Consider the following 23,130-nt stretch of genomic DNA (forward strand, 5'->3'; position numbering starts at 1 on the left):
AGTGATGACCCGATCCACAGTCGAGGACGTGTGGCCGCTGTCGCCGCTGCAGGAAGGACTGCTCTTCCACGCCGCCTTCGACGACCAGGGTCCGGACGTGTACACCGTGCAGTCCGCGCTCGACATCGAAGGCCCCGTGGCCGCGGACCGGTTACGGGCGTCGTGGGAGGCGCTCCTCGCCCGGCACGCCGCGCTGCGCGCCTGCTTCCGGCAGGTGAGCGGGGCGCAGATGGTGCAGGTCATCGCGCGGGACGTGGTGCTGCCCTGGCGCACGGAGGACGTGTCGGACCTGGCCGGGTCCGAGGCGCCCGCGGCACTGGAACGTCTGGCGGAGAGCGAGCGGGCGGAGCCCTTCGACCTGGCGGCGCCGCCTCTGCTGCGCCTGCTCCTGATCCGCGTCGGCGAGCACCGGCACCGCCTTGTCATCACCAGCCACCACATCCTCATGGACGGCTGGTCGGCACCGATCCTCATCGGCGAACTCTCCGAGATCTACGCGGCGGGGGGCGACGCCTCGGGCCTCGGGCGCACGACCTCCTACCGCGAGTACCTGAAGTGGCTCGGCCGTCAGGACAGGGATGCCGCGGAGGCCGCCTGGCGGACGGAACTCGCGGGCACGGACGAGCCGACGCTGGTGGCACCCGCCGTCCCTGACCGGCTCCCGGTCTTCCCCGAGAACGTGAGCGGAGACCTCCCGGAGGAGGTCACGCGCGGTGTGGTGGAGCTGGCCCGCACCAACGGCCTGACGGTGAACACCGTGGTGCAGGGCGCCTGGGCACTGGTCCTCGCACGGCTCGCCGGACGCACGGACGTCGTGTTCGGCGCGACGGTCGCGGGACGGCCTCCCGAGCTGCCGGGCGTGGAATCGATGGTGGGTCTTCTCATCAACACACTGCCGGTACGGGTCCAACTGGACGGTTCCCAGCCGGTGTTGGACATGTTCCGCGCGTTGCAGGAGCGCCAGTCGGTGCTGATGGCTCATCAGCACCTGGGCCTCCCGCAGATCCAGAAGGCCGCGGGCCCGGGAGCGGGCTTCGACACGCTCCTGGTGTACGAGAGCTTCCCTCAACCCCCCGCCGACTCCGCGTCGCAGGACCGCGAGAGCCTGTCGCTCAGGCCGGCGGGGTTCACCCGGGAAGCGGCGCACTATCCGTTGACGCTGGTGGTCGGCCCCGCCGAACGCATGCACCTGAAGCTCGAGTACCGCCCGGACCTGTTCGTGCGCGGTGCCGCCGCATCGGCGCTCGACGCGCTGGTGGCGGTGCTGGCGGGGGTGGTCGCCGACCCCGCGGTGACGGTGGGACGCGTCGGGGCCATGGCCGCGGTCGAACAAGGGTCGGCTGTCGCGCCGCCGCGCGAGGTGGTGCCCGAGCTGATCGCGGGGCGAGTCGTGTCGACGCCGGGTGCGGTGGCCGTGGAGGGTGAACGGGCGTTGTCGTACGGGGAGTTGTGGGCGGAGTCCGGTCGCTGGGCGCAGTACTTGGCGATGGTGGGTGTGCGGCGGGGTGACCGTGTCGCGGTGGTGATGGAGCGGTCGCCGGACCTGGTGGTGCTGCTTCTGGGGATCTGGCGGGCGGGTGCCGCCTATGTGCCGGTGGATGCGGGCTGGCCGCAGGAGCGGGTCGCGTTCGTCCTGAAGGACGCGGCTCCCGCGAGGGTGGTGTGCACGTCCGAGAGCCGGGGTGCGGTGCCGGAGCGAACTGCCGGGCGCCTGCTGGTCCTTGACGACCCGCAGATGCGGGTGGCGTTGGATGCGTGCGGAGCCGAGCGGCCGGTCGTGTCCGTGGCGGCGCATGACGTGGCGTACGTGATGTACACGTCGGGCTCGACGGGTGCGCCCAAGGGTGTGGCCGTGCCGCACGGCAGCGTCGCGGCGCTGGTGGGGGAGCGGGACTGGGGTGTCGGCCCGGCGGACGCGGTCCTGATGCACGCCCCGCACGCCTTCGACGCGTCACTGTTCGAGGTGTGGGTCCCGTTGGTCGCGGGTGGTCGGGTCGTGATCGCCGAACCCGGTGTGGTGGATGCCCAGCAGGTGCGTGAGCACGTGAAGGCAGGCGTGAGCGCGGTGCACATGACCGCCGGTTCGTTCAGGGTCCTCGCCGACGAGTCGCCCGACTGCTTCTCCGGGTTGCGTGAGGTGCTGACCGGAGGGGATGTCGTCCCCTCGGGGGCGGTGGCCCGCGTACGCGAGGCCTGCCCGGACGTGGCGGTCCGTCACATGTACGGGCCGACGGAGACGACGCTCTGCGCGACCTGGCACGTACTGAACCCGGGCGACGAGATGGGCTCCGTACTGCCCATCGGGCGTCCGCTGCCGCACCGGAAAGTTTTCGTCCTGGATGCGTTCCTCAAGCCCTTGCCGCCGGGTGTGACCGGTGAATTGTACGTAGCGGGGGCGGGGTTGGCGCAGGGCTACTGGAATGGGCAAGGTCTGACCGCTGAGCGGTTCGTGGCCTGTCCGTACGTGCCCGGTGAGCGGATGTATCGCACCGGTGACCTGGTGCGCCGGGGCGAGGGCGGTGAGTTGCTCTTCGTCGGCCGTGCGGATGCGCAGGTCAAGATCCGTGGCTTCCGTGTGGAGCTGGGTGAGGTGGAGGCCGCCCTGGCCGCCCACCCCGCCGTGGCCCAAGCCGTGGTCGTCGCCCGTGACGACGGTCCTGGCGAGCGTCGCCTCGTCGGCTACGTCGTCCCCGAGGGGAGCGAGCCCATCGACCCCCAGCTCGTCCGCGCGGACGTGGCCAGGACCCTGCCCGACTACATGGTCCCGGCCGCCGTACTGGCCCTGGGTGCCCTGCCCGTGACCCGCAACGGCAAGGTCGACCGCAAGGCCCTGCCCGCGCCCGACTTCGCCGAACGCGTCTCCGACCGCAAGCCCCGGACCGCGGCCGAGGAGACACTGTGCCGTCTGTTCGCCGAGGTGCTCGACCTGGAGCGGGTCGGGCCCGACGACGGCTTCTTCGACCTGGGTGGCGACTCGGGGCTCGCGATGCGCCTTGCGGGACGGATCCGCGAGGAGTTCGACGCCGAGCTCGGCATCCGGCAGTTCTTCGGCTCGCCGACACCGGTCGGAGTGGCCCGGCTGCTCGCCACGAAGGCGCGGCCCGTCCTGCAACCGGCCGGGCACCGCGATGAAATCCCGTTCACGGCAGGGCAGTTCCGCACATGGCTGATGTCCCGGCTCGATGACGAGGCGGGATGCGACCGCATCCCGGTGGCGCTGCGGCTCAGCGGCGATCTCGACCAGGAGGCGTTGCGGTCCGCTCTCGGCGATGTCGCCGCGCGGCACGAGATCCTGCGCACCACGTTCGACGGAGCGCGGGGCGGCGACATGCGCCAGCGTGTCCTGGACGCCGCCGCGTCCCGCCCGGAGCCGGCCGTGGTGCGGACGACCGAGGCGGAGCTGCCCGACCTGCTGGCCGCCCGTACCCGGCACGTGTTCGACCTCGAACGGGAGGCGCCGTGGACGCAGGCGCTCCTCCGCCTCTCGGACACCGAGCACGTGCTGCTTCTGGTCGTCCACCGGATCGCCGCCGACGAGGCCTCGCTGGACGTCCTGGTCCGGGACCTGGCCACCGCGTACGGCGCGCGCCGTGAGGGCCGGGTGCCCGAACGGGCCCCGCTGCCCCTCCAGTTCGCCGACTACGCCCTCTGGGAACAGACGCTGCTCCAGGGCGAGCAGGAGCCCGAGAGCCTGGTCAACGACCAACTCGCCTACTGGCAGGACGCCTTGGCGGGCATCGAGGCCGAGACCGAGCTGCCGGCGGACCGGCCGAGGCCGTCCGTCGCCTCGCACCGGGCCGCGACCGTCCCGCTGCGACTCGACGCGGAGGCCCACGGCCGCCTCGCCGATCTGGCCGAGCTGGCCGAGGGCGACGGAACGACGCCGTTCATGGTGGTGCAGGCGGCCCTGGTAATCCTGCTCGCCCGGCTCGGTGCGGGCGCCGACGTCACCATCGGCACGCGGATCCCCCGCCGGGACGAGTCCGGCCTGGAAACGCTGGTGGGTCCCTTCGCCGGGGCGCTCGCGTTGCGTACGGACGCGTCCGGCGACCCCACGTTCCGCGAGCTGCTCGGCCGGGTCCTCGCGGCGAACCAGGAGGCGCGCGAGCACCGGGACGTGCCGTTCGAACGCCTGGTGGACGCCCTGGAGATGCCACCCTCGCTCGCACGCCACCCGGTCTTCCAGGTCCTCCTGGAGGTCGACGACAGCGTGGACGAGCCGTGGGACCCCTGGGAGCTGCCCGGCCTGCGCACCACCCGACTGGACCTCGGCGCCGAAGCCACCGAGCTGGACCTGTCGTTCAGCCTCACCGAACGGTACGAACCCGACGGAGACCTGGGCGGCATCGACGGTCGACTCCGCTACGCGACGGAGCTGTTCGACCGGGCGACCGCGGAGGCGCTCGCGCAGCGGTTCGTCCGCGTGCTGGAGCAAGTGACGGCGGATCCGGAGCTGCGCCTGAGCGATGTCGACGTGCTGCTCGACGCCGACGAGGCCCAAAGGCTCGTGGCGAGCGGGAACGACACGGAGGCGGAGCAGCCCGCGCGCACGGTGGTGGAACTCCTTGCCGAGCAGTCGGCCCGTACGCCGGACGCGGTCGCCGTAACGGATCCCCACGGCTCACTGACGTACGAGGCGTTGGACGCCGCGGCGGAGCGGCTCGCCCGGCGGCTGATGGAGCACGGGGCAGGCCCGGAGAGCGTCGTCGCCGTGGCGCAGCCGACCGGCAAGGCCTTGGTCGTCGCGCTGCTCGGGGTGCTGAAATCCGGTGCGGCCTGCTGCTTCGCCGAAAATCCCGCGCGCCCTCTGGACGGCGTCGACCTCGCGTCGTGCGAGATCCTGGTCTGCTCCGACGAGTCCGTCGCGTCGATGCCCGACGACGCCCGAATTCCGGTCGTGGTGCTCGACGGCCTGACGTCGGACGAGATGAACAGGGCGTCGGCGAGGGCTGGTTCACCTCACCCCGTCGACCTGAGGCACCCCGTCCACCTGAGGCACCCAGTCCACCTGAGGCGCCCTGCCCTCCTGAGGAACCCGGCGCTCGTCCACGCGGGTGCCGTCACGGAACACCGCACGCTCACCTCCCACACGACGTACCGCATGCATGCCTCCCCGGCTCTGGGCGCGGCTCCGTTGCTGGATGCCAGGGCCCCGTTCGCGGCGCTCCTGACCCCGCTGCTCGCGGCGCTCTGCGCGGGAGGGAGCGTGCGGCTCGGCATACCCGGTCAGGATCTGGCCGCGGGGGAGAGCGAGTCGCTGGTGGTCACCACCCCGGAGTTCCTGGAGTCCGCTTCCGTTTCCGATGCCCTGGTCGTGGACCTGGCGGGCGAGCCGCAGGCCGTGGACCAGGTGCGCGGATGGCGGGAGCGCCACCCCTCGATCCCGCTGGTGAGCGGCTACGGATCGCCGGAGACGGGCGGTGCCTGGCTGGAGCACCGGACGGACTCCGACGCTGGCGAGGTGTGGGAACCCCGGACCGGCGGCCCGGTCCTGAACACCCGCGCCTTCGTGCTCGACGAACGCCTGCGCCCGGTGCCGCCGGGTGTCCCCGGCGATCTGTACGTCGCGGGCGTCACGCTCGCGCGCGGCTACGCGGGCGGTCCGGGGCGCACGGGCGAACGGTTCGTGGCGTGCCCCTTCGGCCCTGCGGGTGAGCGCATGTTCCGCACCGGCGAACGGGCGAAGCGGACCAGCGCCGGCCGGATCGCCGTACAGCCCGAGGACCGGCGACGGCACCGGGACACCGGTACAGGGCGGCGGATGGGCAGGAACCGCGGCGACTTGGGCGTTCTGCTGCCCCTGCGGCCGGAAGGCAGCCGCCCCCCGCTGTTCTGCGTGCACACCGGCATGGGCCTGAGCTGGACGTATGCCGCTCTCCTGCCGTACCTCCCGCAGGATCTCCCGGTGTACGGCGTGCAGGCGCGCGGGATCGCGCGGGCCGGGCAACTGCCGGGCAGCATCGAGGAGATGGCGGCCGACTACGCGGACGAGATCCGCACGGTCCAACCCGCAGGCCCCTACCAGCTCCTGGGCTGGTCCGTCGGCGGAACCATCGCCCAGGCCGTCGCCGCCCGCCTGGAGGAACTGGGCGAAGAGGTCTCGCTCCTGGCGCTGCTCGACGCCTATCCCGGCAGCGGAGCCGCCCCCAAGTCGCGGTTCCGCGGCGAGGAGGGCCAGGAGGCGGAGGGCTACAGCGTGCTGCAGCAAGGACAGCAAGGACAGCAAGGGCAGCAGGGAGAGCGGGGGCAGGGGCAGGGCGCCGACGTGGCCGCCCTCTACCGCTCGTCGGGCATGAGCGAGCAGGCCCTGTCGAACCTGGAGACGGTCGTGCGCAACATGTCGGGGTTCGCACCGGACCACACACCCCGCCCCACCCGCGGCGACCTGCTGCTCTTCGTGGCGGCCGCCGGCACGAGCGCGGAACGGCCCGTGCCGGATGCCACCGCGCGCTGGCAGCCCTTCATCGGCGGCGACATCGAAGCGCACGAAGTGCCCGTCGGCCATTACGACATGCTCAAGGCCGAAGCCTTGACGCGTATCGCGCCCGTCGTCGCGCGGAAACTCGGCGCCGCGACAGGAAAGGCGAAGGAAAAGAATCCGGAACAGCGGACAGCAACCGAAAAGGACTGAACGATGACCAATCCGTTCGACAACGAAGACGGCACTTTCCTCGTTCTCGTCAACGACGAGGGACAGCACTCCCTGTGGCCCGCATTCGCCGAGATACCGGAGGGCTGGACGACCGCGCACGGCGAAGGAACCCGGCAGGAATGCCTCGCGTACATCGAGGAGAACTGGACGGACATGCGCCCCAAGAGCCTCGTCGCGGACATGAGCAGGAACGAGACGGAGGTGCCCTAGGTGGACACCGAAGCACTGGTGACGGTGGCGATCGGTGATGTGGCCGTCATCGTCATCGTCTCCCGTCTCCTCGGCGCGCTGGCCCGCCGCTGCGGGCAGCCGGTGGTGATCGGCCAGATCGTCGCCGGAATCGCGCTTGGCCCGACGCTCCTCGGCCGGCTGCCGGGAGATCCGACCTCGCGGCTCTTCCCGCCGGAGGTGCTGCCGTTCCTGACGGTGCTCTCGCAGATCGCCATCGTGATCTTCATGTTCGTCGTGGGGTACGAGATGGACGGGCGGCAGCTGCGCCAGGGCGGCAGAGCGGCGGCCACCGTGGCGCTGTTCGCGTTCCTGGTTCCCGCGGGGCTCGGCGTGGGCGCGGTGGGGGTGTTCCACGGGGCCTTCGACGCGGTCCAGCCGGGGCAGGCGGACGGCAGGGCGTTCTGGCTGTTCATGGCCGTGGCCGTCTCCGTCACCGCGCTGCCCGTGCTCGCGGCCATCGTCCGTGAGCGAGGGCTTGCGGGCAGCCCCGAGGGCACGGTGGCCACCACGGCCGCCGGGCTCATGGATGTCGTGGCGTGGCTGGTCCTCGCCGCCGCCCTCGCCGGCACCGGTCACGCCACCGGGCGGTCGTGGCAGCTGACGCTGCTCCTGATCTCCCTGTTCGTGGCGGCCATGTTCCTGGTGGTGCGTCCCGTGCTCGGACGGTGGCTCCGGCGGTCCAGGGTGGTCCTTGCCAACCAGCTCACGATCGCGCTCGGCCTCGCCCTGGGCAGCGCCTGGGTGACCGCCGAGCTCGGTCTGCACCCCGTGTTCGGCGGTCTGCTCGCCGGTCTCACGATGCCCCGCAGGGACGGGGTACCGGACGCCGATGTGCTGCGGCCGATGGAGCAGACGTCCGATCTGCTCCTGCCGTTGTTCTTCGTGACGACGGGCCTTTCCTTCAACATCGGCTCGCTGGACGGCGACGGAGGGCTGCTGCTCCTGCTGATCCTCGCCATCGCCATTCTGGGCAAGCTGGGACCGGCGTACGCGGCTTCGCGGATCAGCGGCATGGACACGCACCGGTCGGCGACCGTCGCCGTGCTGGTGAACACCCGCGGGCTCACGGAACTGATCGTCCTGAACGTCGCGTTGGACGCCGGGATCATCGGCCCCCCGCTTTTCACCGTTCTCGTACTCATGGCCTTGGTCACCACCTTCATGACGGGGCCTTTGTTGTCCCTGACGGCGCGCAGGCACAAGCGGGAAACTCCGCGCGGCCCGGAAAAGCAGGTCGTTCCCGCGCTGACGGATGGACAAGCTTGACGCCCGGTCAGGGCAATTTCAGACTCGATTGAGCAATAAGGCTCCCTGGGTGGGTACCGCGCTTTACGCCATGCGAAAGCCCGGCCGGGAGAACAGGGGAGGAGTGATGACCTTGCCGGATTCCGAGGAATTCGACGTGGTGGTGGTCGGCGGAGGACCCGCCGGATCGACACTGGCCGCCCTGGTGGCCATGCAGGGCAGGCGCGTGCTTGTCCTGGAGAAGGAGTTCTTCCCGCGCCACCAGATCGGCGAGTCACTGCTGCCGTCCACCGTGCACGGCGTGTGCAGGCTGACCGGTGTCGCGGACGAACTGGCCAAGGCGGGCTTCCCGCGCAAGCGCGGCGGCACCTTCCGGTGGGGGGCCAACCCGGACCCCTGGACCTTCTCCTTCTCCGTCTCCCCGCGCATGAGCGGGCCGACGTCGTTCGCCTACCAGGTGGAGCGGTCCAAGTTCGACGACATCCTGCTCAAGCACGCCCGCAAGGTGGGCGCCGAGGTGCGCGAAGGGTGCGCGGTGCTCGACGTCGTCGCCGACGACGAGCGGGTCCGGGGCGTCACGTACACCGACGCGGACGGCAACGAACGCCGGGCGCTCGCCACGTTCGTCGTGGACGCCTCGGGCAACATGAGCCGCCTGCACCAGCGGGTGGGAGGCAAGCGTGAGTACTCGGAGTTCTTCCGCAGCCTCGCCCTGTTCGGCTACTTCGAAGGCGGCAAGCGGCTGCCGGAACCCAACTCGGGCAACATCCTTTCGGTCGCGTTCCCGAGCGGCTGGTTCTGGTACATCCCGCTGAGCGACACCCTGACGAGCGTCGGCGCCGTGGTGCGGCGCGAGATGGCCGAGAAGATCCAGGGCGACCGCGAGAAGGCGCTCATGGCACTCGTCGACGAGTGCCCCCTGATCGGTGAGTACCTCGCGAACGCCAAGCGGGTCACCACCGGGCAGTACGGACAACTGCGCGTCCGCAAGGACTACTCGTACCACCAGACGACCTTCTCCCGCCCCGGCCTCGTCCTCATCGGCGACGCGGCGTGCTTCGTCGACCCGGTGTTCTCGTCGGGCGTCCACCTGGCGACCTACAGCGCGCTGCTCGCGGCACGCTCCATCAACAGCGTCCTGTCCGAACGCGTCGACGAGGAACGGGCGTTGAAGGAGTTCGAGGCCCGCTACCGCCGCGAGTACGGCGTCTTCTACGAATTCCTCCTGTCCTTCTACGAGATGCACCACGACGAGGACTCCTACTTCTGGCAGGCCAAGAAGGTCACCCGGACCGAGCAGCCCGAACTCCAGTCGTTCGTCGAGCTCATCGGCGGCGTCTCCTCCGGCGAGCGTGTCCTCACGGACGCCGAGATCCTCGCCAAGCGCTTCTCCTCGGGCTCCGCCGAGTTCGCCGCCGCGGTCGACGAACTGGCCGGCAGCGGCGACGGAAGCATGGTGCCGCTGTTCAAGTCCTCGGTGGTGCGCGAGGTCATGCAGGAGGGCGGCCAGGTCCAGATGCGCGCCCTGCTCGGGGAGGCGGCCGAAGCCGAATCCCCCCTGTTCAGCGGCGGTCTGGTGCCGTCGCAGGACGGCATGTTCTGGCAGTCGCCCGTCTCCGCCAAGAGCCCGGCCGAGTAGAAGGAGGTCCGCGCATGGCGCGGCCGTCAGACCTCTCCATGCACAACCGCAGGGACCGCCTCGACCCGCTGCCCGAGCTCGGCGAACTCAGCGAGCGGGCACCGCTGTCCGAGGTCGAACTCGGCGAGGGCCCAGGCTCGTCGACGGGCTGGCTCGTGACGGGCCACGACGAGGTGCGCGCGGTCCTCGGCGACGCGGAGCGGTTCAGCACGGCCCCGCCGGCGGGCGGCACCCGGCCGGTCCAGGCGGGCAACCTCATCCAGTACGACCCGCCCGACCACTCCCGGCTCCGGCTGCTGCTCACACCCGAGTTCACGGTCCGCCGGATGCGCGGCCTCGAGCCCGCCGTAGAGTCCGTCGTCGCGGACTGCCTCGACTCCCTGGAGAAGACAGGGCAGCCCGCCGACTTCATGCGGCACGTCGCCTGGCCCGTGCCCGGCCTCGTCATGTGCGAGCTGTTCGGCGTGCCGCGCGACGACCGGGCGGAGCTTGCGCGGCTGCTCAAGGTCAGCAGGCCCGCCTTCCGCGGCCGGAAGCTGCAGATGACCGCGGGCGCCGCCTATCTCGCGTACGTCGACCAGCTCGTGGCCAGGAACCGGCGCGCACCGGGCGACGACCTGCTCGGCAGGCTGGTGCGCACGCACGGCGACGACATCGACGACGACGAACTCGTCGGCCTCACCGCGTTCGTGATGGGCTCGGGCGTCGAGAACATGGCCAGCATGCTGGGCCTCGGCATCCTGGCCCTCCTCGAACACCCCGATCAGCTGGGCCTGCTCAGGCAGTGCCCGCACCTGATCGACCAGGCGGTGGAGGAGTTCATCCGCTATCTGTCGATCATCCCGACGGCGTCACCGAGGACCGCCCGCGAGGACGTGACCCTCGCGGGCGAGGTGATCAAGGCCGGGGATCAGGTGGCCTGTTCACTGCTGGCCGCCAACCGCGTCCGGCCGCCCGGCGCGCCGCCGGACGTCCTCGACATCACCCGTGAGGCCACCGCCCATGTGGGGCTCGGCCACGGCATCCACTACTGCATCGGGGCATCCCTGGTGCGGATGGAGCTCAGGAGCGCCTACCTGGCGGTGCTGCGCCGCTTTCCCGAGCTGCGCTGCGCCGTGCCGCCGGAGGAGATCCGCTTCCGGACGCAGGCGCCGTACGGCGTGGAGACACTGCCGGTCACCTGGTAGCGAGCGATGGGCAGGGGAGCGATGACAGTGACGACATCCACGGCCGGACCCGGCCTCGTCCACACGCGCCGTGCGCGCTTCGGCCCGGCCGAAGAGCTGCGCAGGCTGTCCGCGGGGCGGCCCGTCACCCGGATCGACGTGGGTCCGGGAACGGACGGGGTGCCCGTCTGGCTGGTCACGGGCCACGCCGAGGTGCGCCAAGTCCTCGGCGACCACCGCCGGTTCTCCACCCGGCGCCGCTTCGGGCCGCCCTCGGCGGCGGGCCGGGGCGAGGGACCGCGGCCCGACGAACTGATCGGGCAGCTCATGGACTACGACCCGCCCGAGCACACCCGGCTGCGGCATATCCTCACGCCCGAGTTCACCCTGCGCCGGATGCGCAGGCTCGAGCCGGGCATCACCGGCATCGTCACCGAGCACCTCGACGCCATGGAACGCACGGGCCCACCCGCCGAACTCGTCGCGGCCTTCGCCTCGCCGGTCCCCGGCGCCGCCCTGTGCGAGCTGATCGGCGTACCGCGCGACGACCGCGGCGACTTCCTGCGCCGCTGCCACGCCTTCCTCGCGCCGGGCCGGGGGCGGCAGCGGCGCGCGGCGGCCGGGGAACTGCTCTCGCGGTACGTCGCCGCGATGGTGGCCCGGCAGCGCACGGACCCCGACGAGGGCTTCCTGGGCATGCTGATCCGTGACCACGGCGACGAGGTCACGGACAAGGAACTGCGGGGCGTGTGCGTCCTGTTGGTGCTCGCCGGTCTCGACAACATCTCGGGCATGCTGGGCCTTGGCACCCTGTTGCTGCTCGGCCACCCCGACCAGCTCGCCGCGGTGCGCGACGACCCCCAGGCGGTGGACCGCGCGGTCGAGGAACTGCTGCGCCACCTGTCGGTGCCGCACGCCCCGACACCCCGCACCGCCCTGGAGGACGTCACGATCGGGGAGCAGCTCATCAGGGCGGGCGAGCACGTCCTGTGCTCGCTGCCGATGGCCAACCGCGACCCCGCGCTGCTCGCCGAGCCCGACCGCTTCGACATCACGCGCGAGCCCGCGGCCCATGTCGCCTTCGGCCACGGCATCCACCACTGCCTGGGCGCGGCACTGGCCCGGATGGAACTGCGGATCGCCTACCCCGCGCTGCTGCGACGCTTCCCAGGCCTGCGCCTTGCCGTGCCCGAGGCCGAGGTGCCGTTCCGCGTGCACGCGCTCGCCCACGGCGTGGACCGGCTGCCGGTCACCTGGTGAAAGAGAAGGCCAAGGAGGAGCAGATGGACGTACGGGTCGATCGCCACCGCTGCGCGGGTTCCGGGCTCTGCATGGCCCAGGTCCCCGCCGTCTTCGACCAGTCGGACGAGGACGGCAAGGTCCTGCTCAACGCACCGGCCCCCGCCCTCGAACTGGCCGCCGCCGTGCGCGCGGCGGCCGCGCGGTGCCCGTCCGGCGCGATCACGCTGCACGAACACGACCCCGCCGGCCACTGACGCCCACGCCCGCGCTCACGTACGCGGCGCTCACGTACTCGGCGCTCACTCACGCAAGGCCACCCCGCGGCAGCCGCACCGTACGCAGTTCCCGGGCCGCGCCGACACCGGCGCAGCCCGCGAGCCCCAGCGCGTCGCGCAACTCGTCGGCCAGCAGATCCAGGACCTGCCGCACACCGGCCTCACCGCCGGCGGCGAGCCCCCACACCGGTGGCCGCCCCACCAGGACGCCGTCCGCGCCCGACGCCAGCGCCTTGAGCACGTCCGTGCCGCCGCGCACGCCGCCGTCCACCATGACCTCGCACCGGCCGCCGACCGCCTCGGCCACCTCGGGGAGGGCGTCGATGCCGGGCAGCGCGCCGTCGAGCTGACGTCCGCCGTGGTTCGACACCACGACGGCGTCCGCGCCCAGTTCCACCGCACGAACCGCGTCCTCGGGGGCGAGGACGCCCTTGACCACCAGCGGCAGACGGGTGGCCGCCCGCAGCTCCTGCACGCACGACCAGGTCACCGAAGGCGAGAACGCCTCGGCCGTGTGGGCGGCCACCGCCGAGCCGTTCCCGCCGGAGCGGTGCGCCGCCGATGCCGCACCGCCGTCCAGATGCGCGGCCCGCACATGGCCCGGCAGCGCGAAGCCGTTGCGCACGTCCCGCAGGCGGCGGCCCATCCAGGGCACGTCGACGGTGAGCATCAGCGCCTCGCAGCCCGCGTCCTCGGCCCGGCGGGCCAGGTCCAGGGTGCGCCGCCGCTCGCGCAGCCAGTAGAGCTGGAACCACACCGTGCCGCCGACCGCCGTGATCTCCTCGACGGGGACGCTGCTCAAGGTGGCCACCGTGAACGGCACCCCTGCCGTCTTCGCCGCCCGAGCGGTGGCCAACTCGCCCTCGGGATGCACCAGTCGGTGGTACGCGACCGGGGCGACCGCCACCGGCATCCGCACCGGACGCTTCAGGAGCGTCGCGTCCGTGGCGCACCCCGAGACGTCCCTGAGCACCCGGGAGGCGACGAAGATGCGGTCGAACGCCTCCCGGTTCGCGTCGAGGGACCGCTCACGGCCGCTGCCACCCGCGATGAAGTCCCACACCTCGGGTGGCAGGGCCGCGGCAGCCGCTCTCTCGACGTCGCCCAGATCACGCGCGGCCGCGGGGTCAGCGCGCCGCACGCTGCCCGGTCCGTTCCAGCTCCACGGCCTCGTACAGCGCCTTGATGTTGGAACTGCCGAAGGTCTGCGCGCCCTGGCGCTCGATGACCTCGAAGAAGATCGTGCCCCGCGGGTGCGTCGACGCGGTGAAGATCTGGAACAGCTGGCCGTCGTGGTCCTCGTCGACGAGGAGGTTCGTCGCGCGCAGTTCGTTCAGGGTGTGGGACTTGAGCCCGATCCGTTCGGCGAGCAGGTCGTAGTACGTCGACGGGGTCTGGAGGAATCCGACACCGCGCGCGGACAGCGTGCGCACCGAGCGGACGGCGTCCTTGCTGGAGAAGGCCAGATGCTGCACGCCCGCTCCATGATGGCTCTTGAGGAATTCGTCGATCTGACCGGGCTGCGCCAGCGGATCGGGCTCTATGAGCGTCAGCGTCACCGCTCCGTTCGCGCTCTGCACGACCTTGGAGTCCATTGCCTGGGCGCCGACGACGATGTGCTCCTTGAAGACTTCGCGGAAACCGAGGGCCTGTTGATAGAAACGGGCCGTCGATTCGAGATCTCCGGCGTTCAGGCACACCGCGACGTGGTCGATGTCGAGGAGCCCCACCTCACTGGTGCGCGCCTCGCGCGAGCCGAGCGCCGGAACGAATCCGGGAGGAAGGCCAGGGCCTTCTCCCGGGGGCCGCTCGACCAGCGTGTGCACCACGTCGCCGAAGCCCGAGACGGCCGCCGTGACCGCGGGGCCTTCGCCCGCGTGCCGCGTCGGCTTTTGCACGGGACGCGCCCCGCCCGCCACCGCGGCGGCGAACGCCGCGGACACGTCCGCGGTGCGCAGGGCGATGTCGGCGACGCCGTTGCCATGGGTGGTGACGTACGTGGTGGCGGGGTGGCGCTCCGCCGTCGCCTCGGTGAGCACCAGGGTCATCCGCCCCTGGCGCAGGGCGATGCTGCGGTGGTCGGCGGAACCGCCGGTGCCTACGACCGTGAAGGCGTACTGGTCGACCCAGGCGAACACCGCCTCCTCCAGGCCGTCGACGTACATCTCGACATGGTCGATCGCGAGATCCGCCAGATCATTGTTCGGTGCCGTTGCGGGTAAATCCGTCATTGGAGTCCTCGTGGGAAGAAGAATGCGGATTCATGCCCTCGCGCCGGATCGCGGAATGCCGGACCGCGAAAGGTGCTGCGGAAATCCACGACATTGCCGCCGGGCCGCGAGGCTGAATTCTCTTTGCGGCCCCGATGGTACGACCGACTTCGTGGTTCCCGCACCTGTCAAGCCATTGCCGTGGATCTCTTCCGGGTAGACGCTGAAGCGATGGAAATCCTGCAAACGGAAATCGCCGTCGCCGAGTTGAACGCGGCCACGCTGCACGCGTCGCTCGGCGATGTGTCGATGGAGTCCATGAACCTCCTCAACCAGGTCGCCGATACCTACCCGGACGCGATCTCGTTCGCGGCGGGACGCCCCTACGAGGGCTTCTACGACGTGACCCAGATCCACGAATACCTCCAGGTCTTCTGCGACCACCTCCGCACCCGGCTCGGCCTGAGCGAGACGCAGACCGCCCGCACGCTGTTCCAGTACGGCGCGACGAAAGGGATCATCGGCGACCTCGTGGCACGCAGCCTCGCCGTGGACGAGGGCATCGACGCCGACCCCTCGTCCGTGGTCGTCACGGTCGGCTGCCAGGAGGCGATGTTCCTGCTGCTCCGCGCGCTGCGCGCCGACGGCAGCGATGCCGTCCTCGCCCCGAGCCCGACCTATGTCGGCCTGACGGGGGCCGCGTTGCTGGCCGACATGCCCGTACTCCCGGTGCGCACCGGAGCGGACGGCATCGACCTCGACGACCTCCTGGTCCAGCTGCGCCGGGCGCGCGCCGACGGACGGCGGGTCCGCGCCTGCTACGTGACGCCCGACTTCGCCAACCCGGTGGGCGTCAGTCTGCCGCTAGCCGACCGGCACCGCCTCCTGGACATCGCCGCCGACGAGGACCTCCTGCTCCTCGAGGACAACGCGTACGGCCTCCTGAACAGCGCGGCCGACCGTCCGCCCACGCTGAAGGCCCTCGACCGCGACCGACGCGTCGTCTATCTGGGGTCGTTCGCCAAGACCGGGATGCCGGGCGCCCGCGTGGGCTACGTGGTCGCCGACCAGCGGGTGGCCGGCTCGGGCGGAGGCGACACGCTGTTCGCCGACGAGTTGTCCAAGCTCAAGAGCATGCTCACCGTCAACACCTCGCCGATCGCCCAGGCCGTGATCGGCGGCAAGCTCCTCGCCCACGACTGCAGCCTGGTCGCCGCCAACCGCCAGGAGACGGAGGTCTACCGGCGCAATCTGCGTCAGGTGCTCGACGGCCTCGAACGGCGTCTCGGCGACCGCGCCTCCGTCACCTGGAACGTACCGACCGGCGGGTTCTTCATCGTGCTCACCGTGCCGTTCACCGTCGACGACGCCCTCCTGGAGCACGCGGCGCGCCGCCACGGCGTGCTGTTCACGCCCATGCACCACTTCTACGGCGCGTCGGCAGGGTTCCGTCAACTCCGTCTGTCGATCAGTACGTTGACGGGCGACCGCATCGACCAGGGCCTTGACCGCCTCGCCGCGCTGATCGATGAGCGGCTCGGGGAGTCCGACGCGCCCGGTGCGCGGGAGGGGACCGGGGAGCCGCTCCCGGGTGAGGTCGCGTGACGCTCCGCACCCTGGCCGTCGTCGGCACCGGCCTGATCGGCACCTCCGTGGCCCTCGCGGCCCGCCTGCGCGACGTGACCGTCTACCTCTCCGACCGGGACGAGTCCGCCGTGCGCGCCGCAGCGGTGCTCGGGGCCGGGCGGCCTGAGGCCCCGCAGGACCCCGTCGACCTGGCGGTGCTCGCGGTGCCGCCCAGCCAGATCGCCCCGGTCCTCGCAGAACTGCAGGCGCGGGGCCTCGCGTCGAGCTACACCGACGTGGCGAGCGTGAAGGCGCTCGCCGAGCGGGAGATCCTGGACTCCGCCCCCGACCCGTCCCGCTACATCGGCGGCCACCCCCTCGCGGGCCGCGAGCGTTCGGGCCCGCTCGCGGCCCGCGCGGAACTCTTCCAGGGCCGCCCCTGGGTCCTCACCCCCACCCGCCTCACCTCCAGGGCCGCCTTCGGCCGCGCCCTGGACCTGATCGCGCTGTGCGGCGCGGTGCCACGCGTGATGCGGGCCCGCGCCCACGACGACGCGGTGGCGCTGACCTCCCATGCCCCGCACCTGGTGGCCAGCCTGATGGCGGCACGCCTGGGGGAGGGGCCCGCGGAGGCGGCCCATCTGGCGGGGCAGGGGCTGCGCGACACCACCCGGATCGCCCGCGGCGACTCCCGGCTGTGGAGCGACATCGTCGAGTCCAACGCGGCGGCGGTCGCCGACATCCTCACCCGGCTCCAGGAGGACCTCGCCAGTGTCGTCGCCGCCCTGTACGACCTCGCCGACCCCGAGCGGGGCAGGGAGCTCTCCGGCAAGAGCAGGCACACCCTGGTGGACCTCCTCGACCGGGGGGCGGCCGGGGTGGGGGAGCTGGACGGGCCACCACGCCTCGACGGGCCGCTTCGTGGAGGGGTTCCCGGGATCGTGGCCGGAGCCGTTCCTGCAGCCGCTCCCGGAGGCGTTCCTGGACAGACCGTCCCTAGCCGCCCGAGGTGAAGTCCCCGTAACCGCAGGTGAGTTGGGGTGCCGTCCCCGTCGGCGCCCGAGGGCCGGGCGAGCCTGTAGGGACGGCGCCGCTTGTATCCGCCGTGTGACCGGTGCCCGCGTAGAACTTGGCCCCATGTCCACCACACACAAGCGAACCGCACAGACACTGATCGCGGCGACGGCGCTCGTCGCCGGCGTCTTCCTCTCCGGCTGCTCCGGTGACTCGTCGGCCGCGTCGAAGGACGACCCGAAGAAGCCGGACGCCTCGCCCACCAGCCCCTTCGACCAGGCCCTCGCCTTCTCCCAGTGCATGCGCGAGAACGGCGTGACCGGATTCCCCGACCCGCAGAAGGACGCGGGCGGCGGCATCGCGCTCACCCCGGGCGGCGACGTCGACCCGAACTCCGCGGAGTTCCAGTCCGCGTCCGAGGCCTGCCGCGACAAGATGCCCCAGGGCGGTCAGCTCGGCGGGGGCGGAGGCGGCGGTGAACCGCTGGACTCGGCCAAGGTCTCGGCCTGGGCCAAGTGCATGCGCGAGAACGGCCTGCCCAAGCTGCCCGACCCGGAGATCAACGGCGGCAACATGTCGCTCGACTTCGGCGCGAGCGGCATCGACCCCGGCAGCGACGAGTTCCAGAAGGCCCGGATCGCCTGCCAGGACAAGTGGCCCGGCGGCGGCCTCACCGGCTCGGGCGGCGGCGCCTGATGACCGCACCGGACGAGACACGCGAGCGTGCGCTCGGCGCGAGGGAACGTGACACGGAGGCAGGGGAGTTCGAGGAGCCCGAGTCGGAGAGCCCCGTGGAGCCCGCCCGCGGCTCCGGCGAGGTCTCCGGAGCCCTGGAACTGCACACGCCGGGGGAGGTGTCCGAGCGGCCTCCCGACCGCCTCGCACCTGAGCGCGAGAAGACCGCGCTTGAGAAGACCGCCCGTGAGGAGACTTCTCTTGAGGAGACCGCCACCGCAGGGGGCGACGACGACGGCGGAGAGACGACCACGACCCGCCCGGGGGACCGCCGCAGGCGCCGCCCGCTGCGGATGTCGCTGATCGTCGTCGCCGCGATCGCGGTGGTCGCCGCCGCGGGGGCCGCCACCACCGGCGTCTTCGGGGACGACGGCTCCGGATCGGCGGGCGACGCCCCCTCAGCGCCGCCGAAGACCGCCACGGTGGATCGGACCACGCTGACGCGCACGGAGACCGTGGACGGGAACCTCGGCTACGGCGACGCGACGGCCGTACAGGCCCCACCGGTCGGCAAGGCGGGCGCCGGGATCATCACCTGGGTGCCCGGCGACGGCGACACCATCAAGCGCGGCGAGGGTGCCTACAAGGTGGAGGAGCAGAAGGTCCCGCTGCTCTACGGCTCCACCCCCTTCTACCGCCCGCTGAAGACGGGCAGCGAGGGCAGGGACGTCGAGATCCTGGAGAAGAACCTCTCCGCCCTCGGCTACACCGGCTTCACCGTCGACGACACGTACGACGCCGCAACCGCAGAGGCCGTGAAGGACTGGCAGGACGACCTGGGCCGGGCGGAGACGGGGACCGTGCAGCCGTCGGACGCCGTGGTCGCCCCGGGCGCCCGGCGCGTCGCCGAGGTGAAGGCCACGGCAGGCGCCCCGTCGAACGGTCCCGTCCTCACCTGGACCGGCACCGAACGCACCGTCACCGTCGACCTCGACGTGCAGTACGAGGACATGGTCGAGAAAGGCACCAAGGCGACGGTCACCCTTCCCGACGACACCACGGTCCAGGCCGAGGTGACCGACGTCGGCACCCCCTCCACGCCGTCCCAGGACGCGGGATCCGAGGGCTCGGGCGGCCAGTCGGGCGGCGACGACAAGCCCATCCTGCCCGTGGAGCTGAAGGTCGGGAACCAGAAGGGCCTGGGCCGCTACCAGGCGGCCGCCGTGGAGATCTCCCTCAAGGCGGAGACGCGCAAGGACGTGCTCGTCGTCCCGGTCAACGCCCTGGTGGCGCAGCGCGGAGGCGGCTACGCCGTGGAGGTCGTCCAAGCGGACGGCGAGGTGAAGGTGCGGACGGTCAAGGTCGGCATGTTCGCCGACAGCATGGTGGAGGTGTCCGGGGCGGGCATCACCGACGGCACGGTCGTGGGGGTCCCCAAGTGACCACCGCGGCGCACCCGGTGGTCGAACTGGCCGGAGTCTCCAAGACGTACGGAGAGGTCGAGGCGCTCAAGGGCGCCGATCTCGTCATCCGGCGCGGGGAGCTGCTCGCCGTCGTCGGCCCTTCCGGCTCGGGCAAGTCCACGATGCTCAACATCATGGGCACCCTCGACCGCCCCACCACCGGCACCGTGCACATCGACGGGCACGACATCGACCGGCTCAGCGACCGGGAGCTGTCCGCGCTGCGGGCGGGGACGATCGGCTTCGTCTTCCAGCAGTTCCACCTCGCCCCCGGCGTCCCGGCGCTGGACAGCGTCGCGAACGGGCTGCTGTACAGCGGCAGGCCGCGGAGCGAGCGGCGCGGACTCGCCGAGCGTGCCCTGCGCCGGGTCGGCCTCGGCCACCGCCTCTACCACGAGCCGCATCAGCTCTCCGGAGGCGAGAAGCAGCGCGTGGCCATCGCGCGCGCGGTCCTCGGCGACCCGCCGCTGCTGCTCGCCGACGAGCCGACCGGCGCCCTCGACTCGCGTTCCGGCGCGGTGGTGATCGAGCTCCTGCACGAACTGCACCGGGCGGGGACCACGGTCGTGGTCATCACCCATGACCGGGACATCGCGGGCTCCCTGCCGCGCGAGGTCCGCATCAAGGACGGCCGCATCGAAGAAGACGCGATCGACGCGATCGAGGCGATCGAGGCGAGCGGCGTGACTGGTTCGACCGACGCGGCCGACCTGCTCCCCGAGGAGGCCCTGCGATGAGCCCGACCAAGGAGTTGAGTACGACAGGGGAGCGGGGCACGGCGCGCGAACTGCCCCGTCCCGCGTCGCCACCGCGCCCCAAGCCGGCGCGGATGGGCCCGGCAGACGTGCTGCGGGTCGGCGGATCGGGGCTGCGCTCGCGGCCCATGCGGGTGTTCCTCTCGGCGCTCGGCATCGCCATCGGCATCGCCGCGATGGTCGGCGTGGTGGGCATCTCCACCTCCAGCAGCGAGGACCTCAACCGGCGGCTCGCCGCGCTCGGCACGAACCTCCTGACCGTCTCGCCCGGCCAGTCCTTCGCCGGTGACGCGGCCCATCTGCCCGACTCCTCCGTCGACATGATCGGCAACATCAAGGACGTCGAGTCGGTCTCCGCCATCGGCAAGACGAGCGCCAAGGTCTACCGCAACGACCACATCAAGAAGGAGGAGACCGGCGGCCTCAACGTCTACGCGGCCCGCACGGATCTGCCGAGGACGGCGGGCGCGGAGATCGTCGACGGCCGCTGGCTCAACGCCGCGAACCAGCGATACCCGGCCGTCGTGCTCGGCCCCAAGGCCGCCGAACAGCTGGGCGTCTTCCGGGCCGGACCCGACGCGTTGGTGTGGCTGGGCGGACAGTGGTTCACCGTCGTGGGGATCCTCGCGCCCAACGAGCTCGTCCCCGACCTGGACTCGGCCGCGCTGGTCGGCTGGCCCGTCGCGGAGAAGGAGCTGGACTTCGACGGTTACCCCACGACGGTCTACACCCGCGCCGAGGAATCCGCCGTGAGCGACGTCCAGTCCGTGCTCGGCGCCACCGCCAACCCGGAGAACCCCAGCGAGGCCAACGTCTCGCGCCCCTCCGACGTCCTGGAGGCCAAGGAGGCCACCGACGACACCCTCAGCGGACTGCTCCTGGGCCTCGGCGCGGTCGCCCTGCTCGTCGGCGGGGTCGGCGTCGCCAACACGATGGTCATCTCGGTCCTGGAACGCCGCTCCGAGATAGGCCTGCGCCGCTCGCTGGGCGCCACACGCGGCCAGATCCGTACGCAGTTCCTCTGCGAGGCCCTGCTGCTGTCGGCGCTCGGCGGCGTCGGCGGGGTCCTGCTCGGCATCGCCGTCACCTCCGGCTACTCCACCTACCAGGGATGGCCCTCGGTGGTGCCGGTCTGGGCGATGGCGGGCGGTGTCGGCGCGACCCTGGTCATCGGCGGACTCGCCGGCTTCTATCCCGCGGTGCGCGCGGCGCGGCTGCCTCCCACGGAGGCGCTCGCCACGACGTGACCCCCGCAATCCGTCACCCAACAGACGCGGTGCCTTCGTCAGCCCAAATCCCCCGCGGGCGACGAGGGCATCGCTTTGTGCCCAGAAAAGCCCTGAACTCCACTGTCTCCACGGGGAGTTCAACCACGGGGAGTTCAACCACAGCGAGTTCAACCACGGCGGTGCGCATATTCCCTTCGATTCTAGCGGGCGCATTCCGAGAGGGACGCTGTCCAATGAAGGGGTGATTCCGCTGCCTGGACGGCCACCCCTTCTCGTATTCTCGCCGCATGACTGAGCACTTAGGGAAAGTCGACGAAAGCGCCCTGCTCGATCTGCTCCAGGAGCAGCGCATCGGCACGCTCGTCACCCTCAAACGCGACGGCCGCCCGCAGCTCTCCAACGTCGGCTATGCCTTCGACCCGCAGGAGCGCGTCATCCGCCTCATGGTGACCGACAGCCGCGCCAAGACCCGGAATCTGCGCCGCGATCCGCGCGCGAGTTTCCTCGTCACCGACGGCGCCGGTTTCTCGTACATGATCGCCGAGGGCGATGCCGAGCTCACGCCGGTCGTGACCGACCCGCATGACGCGGTCGCCGATGAACTGGCCCTGGTCTTCCGGGGGTTCCAGGGCGAGCACCCGGACTGGGAGGGATTTCGCGCCGCGATGGTGAAGGAGCGGCGCCTGGTGATCCGGCTGCACGTCAAGCACCTCTACGGAGCGGCAGGGAAGCGGATCCTCGCGGGCGGCGGACCCAAGGGACCCGGCGCCGCGCCCGTGGGCGCGGTGGCGGGGCGGCCCGGTCTGCAGCTCGGCACGGGTGAGCCGCCGCCTCACATGCGGTAGAGGTCCGTTCACATGCGGTAGAGGTCCGTCAGGAGCGCCACGGCCGCGTGCGTCATCGGGTGCGGGTCGTGGCGGCGCCAGATGAGATGCACCGCGATGGGGTCGGCGTCGCGCAGCGGCCGGAACACGACGCCGTCGCGGCGGTACTGGTTGGCGGTGCTCTCCGGGGTGAGGCCGACACAGCGGCCCGAGGCGATGACGGCCAGCCAGTCGTCGATGTCCTGGGTGTACTCCACCGGGGGACGGGCCTCTTCGGGCCACAGCTCGGCGGTGGTGGTGCCGGTGCGCCGGTCGATGAGGAGCGTCCGGTCCCGTATGTCGGCCAGCGGGATGGAGCGCCGTCTGGCCCACGGGTCGTCGCTCGCCAGGGCGCAGAAGCGCCGCTCGTGACCGACGACGGCGCTGGTGAATCGCGCCTCGTTGAAGTCGGTGCGGACGACGGCGAGGTCGCACAGGCCCTCGGCGAGGCCGCCCGTCGCGGAGTTCGTCCGGATCAAGTACAGCTCGACATCGGGGTGCCCGGCCGCCCAGCGGCGCTGGAACTCCGCAGTGTGGCGGCCCATCGCCGACCAGGCGTGGCCGATGCGCAGCCGGGTGTGCCCGGTGGTCGCCTCGCGGATGAGGTCGTCGGCCTCCGCGAGCAGATGCCGGGCCCGTGCGAGCACCTGCACGCCCGCCGTCGTGGGCGTGATGCTCCGGCTCGTACGGTGCAGGAGGCGCACCCCGAGCACTTCCTCGAGGCCGCCGAGGGTTCGCGAGACGGCGGCCTGGGAGACACCCAACTCGGCTGCTGCGTCGGTGAAACCGCCGGTGTCGACGATGGCGACCAGGCAGCGCAGATGCCGCAGTTCCAGATCCATCACCACAGCGTACGGGCGACCGGAACTCATCGATGACCAGAGCGTATGGATGAGTGCTCGCAT

17 protein-coding genes are annotated in these 23,130 nt (G+C 71.6%); 14 read left to right on the plus strand and 3 right to left on the minus strand.

What is annotated here, in order from left to right; genetic code table 11:
- Positions 1 to 4: 4 nt before the first annotated feature.
- The 7 genes from AC07AG_RS30360 (at position 5) to AC07AG_RS30390 (ending at position 12,429) form a co-directional block, all read left to right on the plus strand.
- A complete protein-coding gene (locus AC07AG_RS30360) occupies positions 5 to 6,631 on the plus strand; it encodes an amino acid adenylation domain-containing protein (protein ID WP_478759307.1) in 6,627 nt (2,208 codons plus the stop codon).
- Positions 6,632 to 6,634: 3 nt separating this feature from the next.
- Positions 6,635 to 6,862 (plus strand): MbtH family protein, encoded by a 228-nt coding sequence (locus AC07AG_RS30365; protein WP_478759308.1) that lies wholly within the window; start codon positions 6,635 to 6,637, stop codon positions 6,860 to 6,862.
- Positions 6,863 to 8,149 (plus strand): cation:proton antiporter, encoded by a 1,287-nt coding sequence (locus AC07AG_RS30370; protein ID WP_478759309.1) that lies wholly within the window; start codon positions 6,863 to 6,865, stop codon positions 8,147 to 8,149.
- Positions 8,150 to 8,255: 106 nt separating this feature from the next.
- Entirely contained in the window at positions 8,256 to 9,767 is a 1,512-nt protein-coding gene (locus AC07AG_RS30375) for a tryptophan 7-halogenase (protein WP_478759310.1), read from the plus strand.
- 14 nt (positions 9,768 to 9,781) lie between these two features.
- Positions 9,782 to 10,954, plus strand: a complete 1,173-nt coding sequence (locus AC07AG_RS30380) for a cytochrome P450 (RefSeq protein WP_478759311.1) — start codon at positions 9,782 to 9,784, stop codon at positions 10,952 to 10,954.
- A 27-nt stretch (positions 10,955 to 10,981) separates the two neighbouring features.
- Positions 10,982 to 12,193: a cytochrome P450 gene (locus AC07AG_RS30385; RefSeq protein WP_478759312.1), complete on the plus strand. Its 1,212-nt coding sequence runs from the start codon at positions 10,982 to 10,984 to the stop codon at positions 12,191 to 12,193.
- Positions 12,194 to 12,216: 23 nt separating this feature from the next.
- Positions 12,217 to 12,429 carry a ferredoxin gene (locus AC07AG_RS30390; protein ID WP_478759313.1) on the plus strand — a complete coding sequence of 71 codons (213 nt, stop codon included), beginning with the start codon at positions 12,217 to 12,219 and terminating at the stop codon, positions 12,427 to 12,429.
- 49 nt (positions 12,430 to 12,478) lie between these two features.
- Here AC07AG_RS30390 and AC07AG_RS30395 read toward each other — a convergent pair whose 3' ends face one another.
- Positions 12,479 to 13,591, minus strand: coding sequence for an alpha-hydroxy acid oxidase (locus AC07AG_RS30395; RefSeq protein WP_478759314.1), 1,113 nt, complete (start codon positions 13,589 to 13,591; stop codon positions 12,479 to 12,481).
- Positions 13,578 to 14,681 (minus strand): 4-hydroxyphenylpyruvate dioxygenase, encoded by a 1,104-nt coding sequence (hppD, locus tag AC07AG_RS30400; protein WP_478759315.1) that lies wholly within the window; start codon positions 14,679 to 14,681, stop codon positions 13,578 to 13,580. Before hppD ends, AC07AG_RS30395 begins: the two co-directional genes overlap by 14 nt.
- Before the next feature lie 210 nt (positions 14,682 to 14,891).
- Between hppD and AC07AG_RS30405 the strand changes: the two genes are divergently transcribed.
- The 7 genes from AC07AG_RS30405 (at position 14,892) to AC07AG_RS30435 (ending at position 22,207) form a co-directional block, all read left to right on the plus strand.
- Positions 14,892 to 16,265 carry an aminotransferase-like domain-containing protein gene (locus tag AC07AG_RS30405; protein ID WP_478759316.1) on the plus strand — a complete coding sequence of 458 codons (1,374 nt, stop codon included), beginning with the start codon at positions 14,892 to 14,894 and terminating at the stop codon, positions 16,263 to 16,265.
- Positions 16,262 to 17,239, plus strand: a complete 978-nt coding sequence (locus AC07AG_RS30410) for a prephenate dehydrogenase (RefSeq protein WP_478759317.1) — start codon at positions 16,262 to 16,264, stop codon at positions 17,237 to 17,239. The genes AC07AG_RS30405 and AC07AG_RS30410 overlap by 4 nt, the downstream gene beginning before the upstream one ends.
- Positions 17,240 to 17,363: 124 nt before the next feature.
- Entirely contained in the window at positions 17,364 to 17,936 is a 573-nt protein-coding gene (locus AC07AG_RS30415) for a hypothetical protein (RefSeq protein ID WP_478759318.1), read from the plus strand.
- Positions 17,936 to 19,357: a peptidoglycan-binding protein gene (locus tag AC07AG_RS30420; RefSeq protein ID WP_478759319.1), complete on the plus strand. Its 1,422-nt coding sequence runs from the start codon at positions 17,936 to 17,938 to the stop codon at positions 19,355 to 19,357. The genes AC07AG_RS30415 and AC07AG_RS30420 overlap by 1 nt, the downstream gene beginning before the upstream one ends.
- Positions 19,354 to 20,115 (plus strand): ABC transporter ATP-binding protein, encoded by a 762-nt coding sequence (locus AC07AG_RS30425; RefSeq protein WP_478759320.1) that lies wholly within the window; start codon positions 19,354 to 19,356, stop codon positions 20,113 to 20,115. The genes AC07AG_RS30420 and AC07AG_RS30425 overlap by 4 nt, the downstream gene beginning before the upstream one ends.
- A 92-nt stretch (positions 20,116 to 20,207) precedes the next feature.
- Entirely contained in the window at positions 20,208 to 21,380 is a 1,173-nt protein-coding gene (locus tag AC07AG_RS30430) for an ABC transporter permease (protein WP_478759405.1), read from the plus strand.
- 269 nt (positions 21,381 to 21,649) lie between these two features.
- Positions 21,650 to 22,207, plus strand: coding sequence for a PPOX class F420-dependent oxidoreductase (locus tag AC07AG_RS30435; protein WP_478759321.1), 558 nt, complete (start codon positions 21,650 to 21,652; stop codon positions 22,205 to 22,207).
- Between the two features lie 8 nt (positions 22,208 to 22,215).
- Here the strand turns inward: AC07AG_RS30435 and AC07AG_RS30440 are convergent, their stop codons facing one another.
- Positions 22,216 to 23,067 (minus strand): LysR family transcriptional regulator, encoded by an 852-nt coding sequence (locus AC07AG_RS30440; RefSeq protein ID WP_478759322.1) that lies wholly within the window; start codon positions 23,065 to 23,067, stop codon positions 22,216 to 22,218.
- Positions 23,068 to 23,130: the final 63 nt, after the last annotated feature.

This window comes from Streptomyces sp. NPDC044044, from assembly GCF_056434405.1.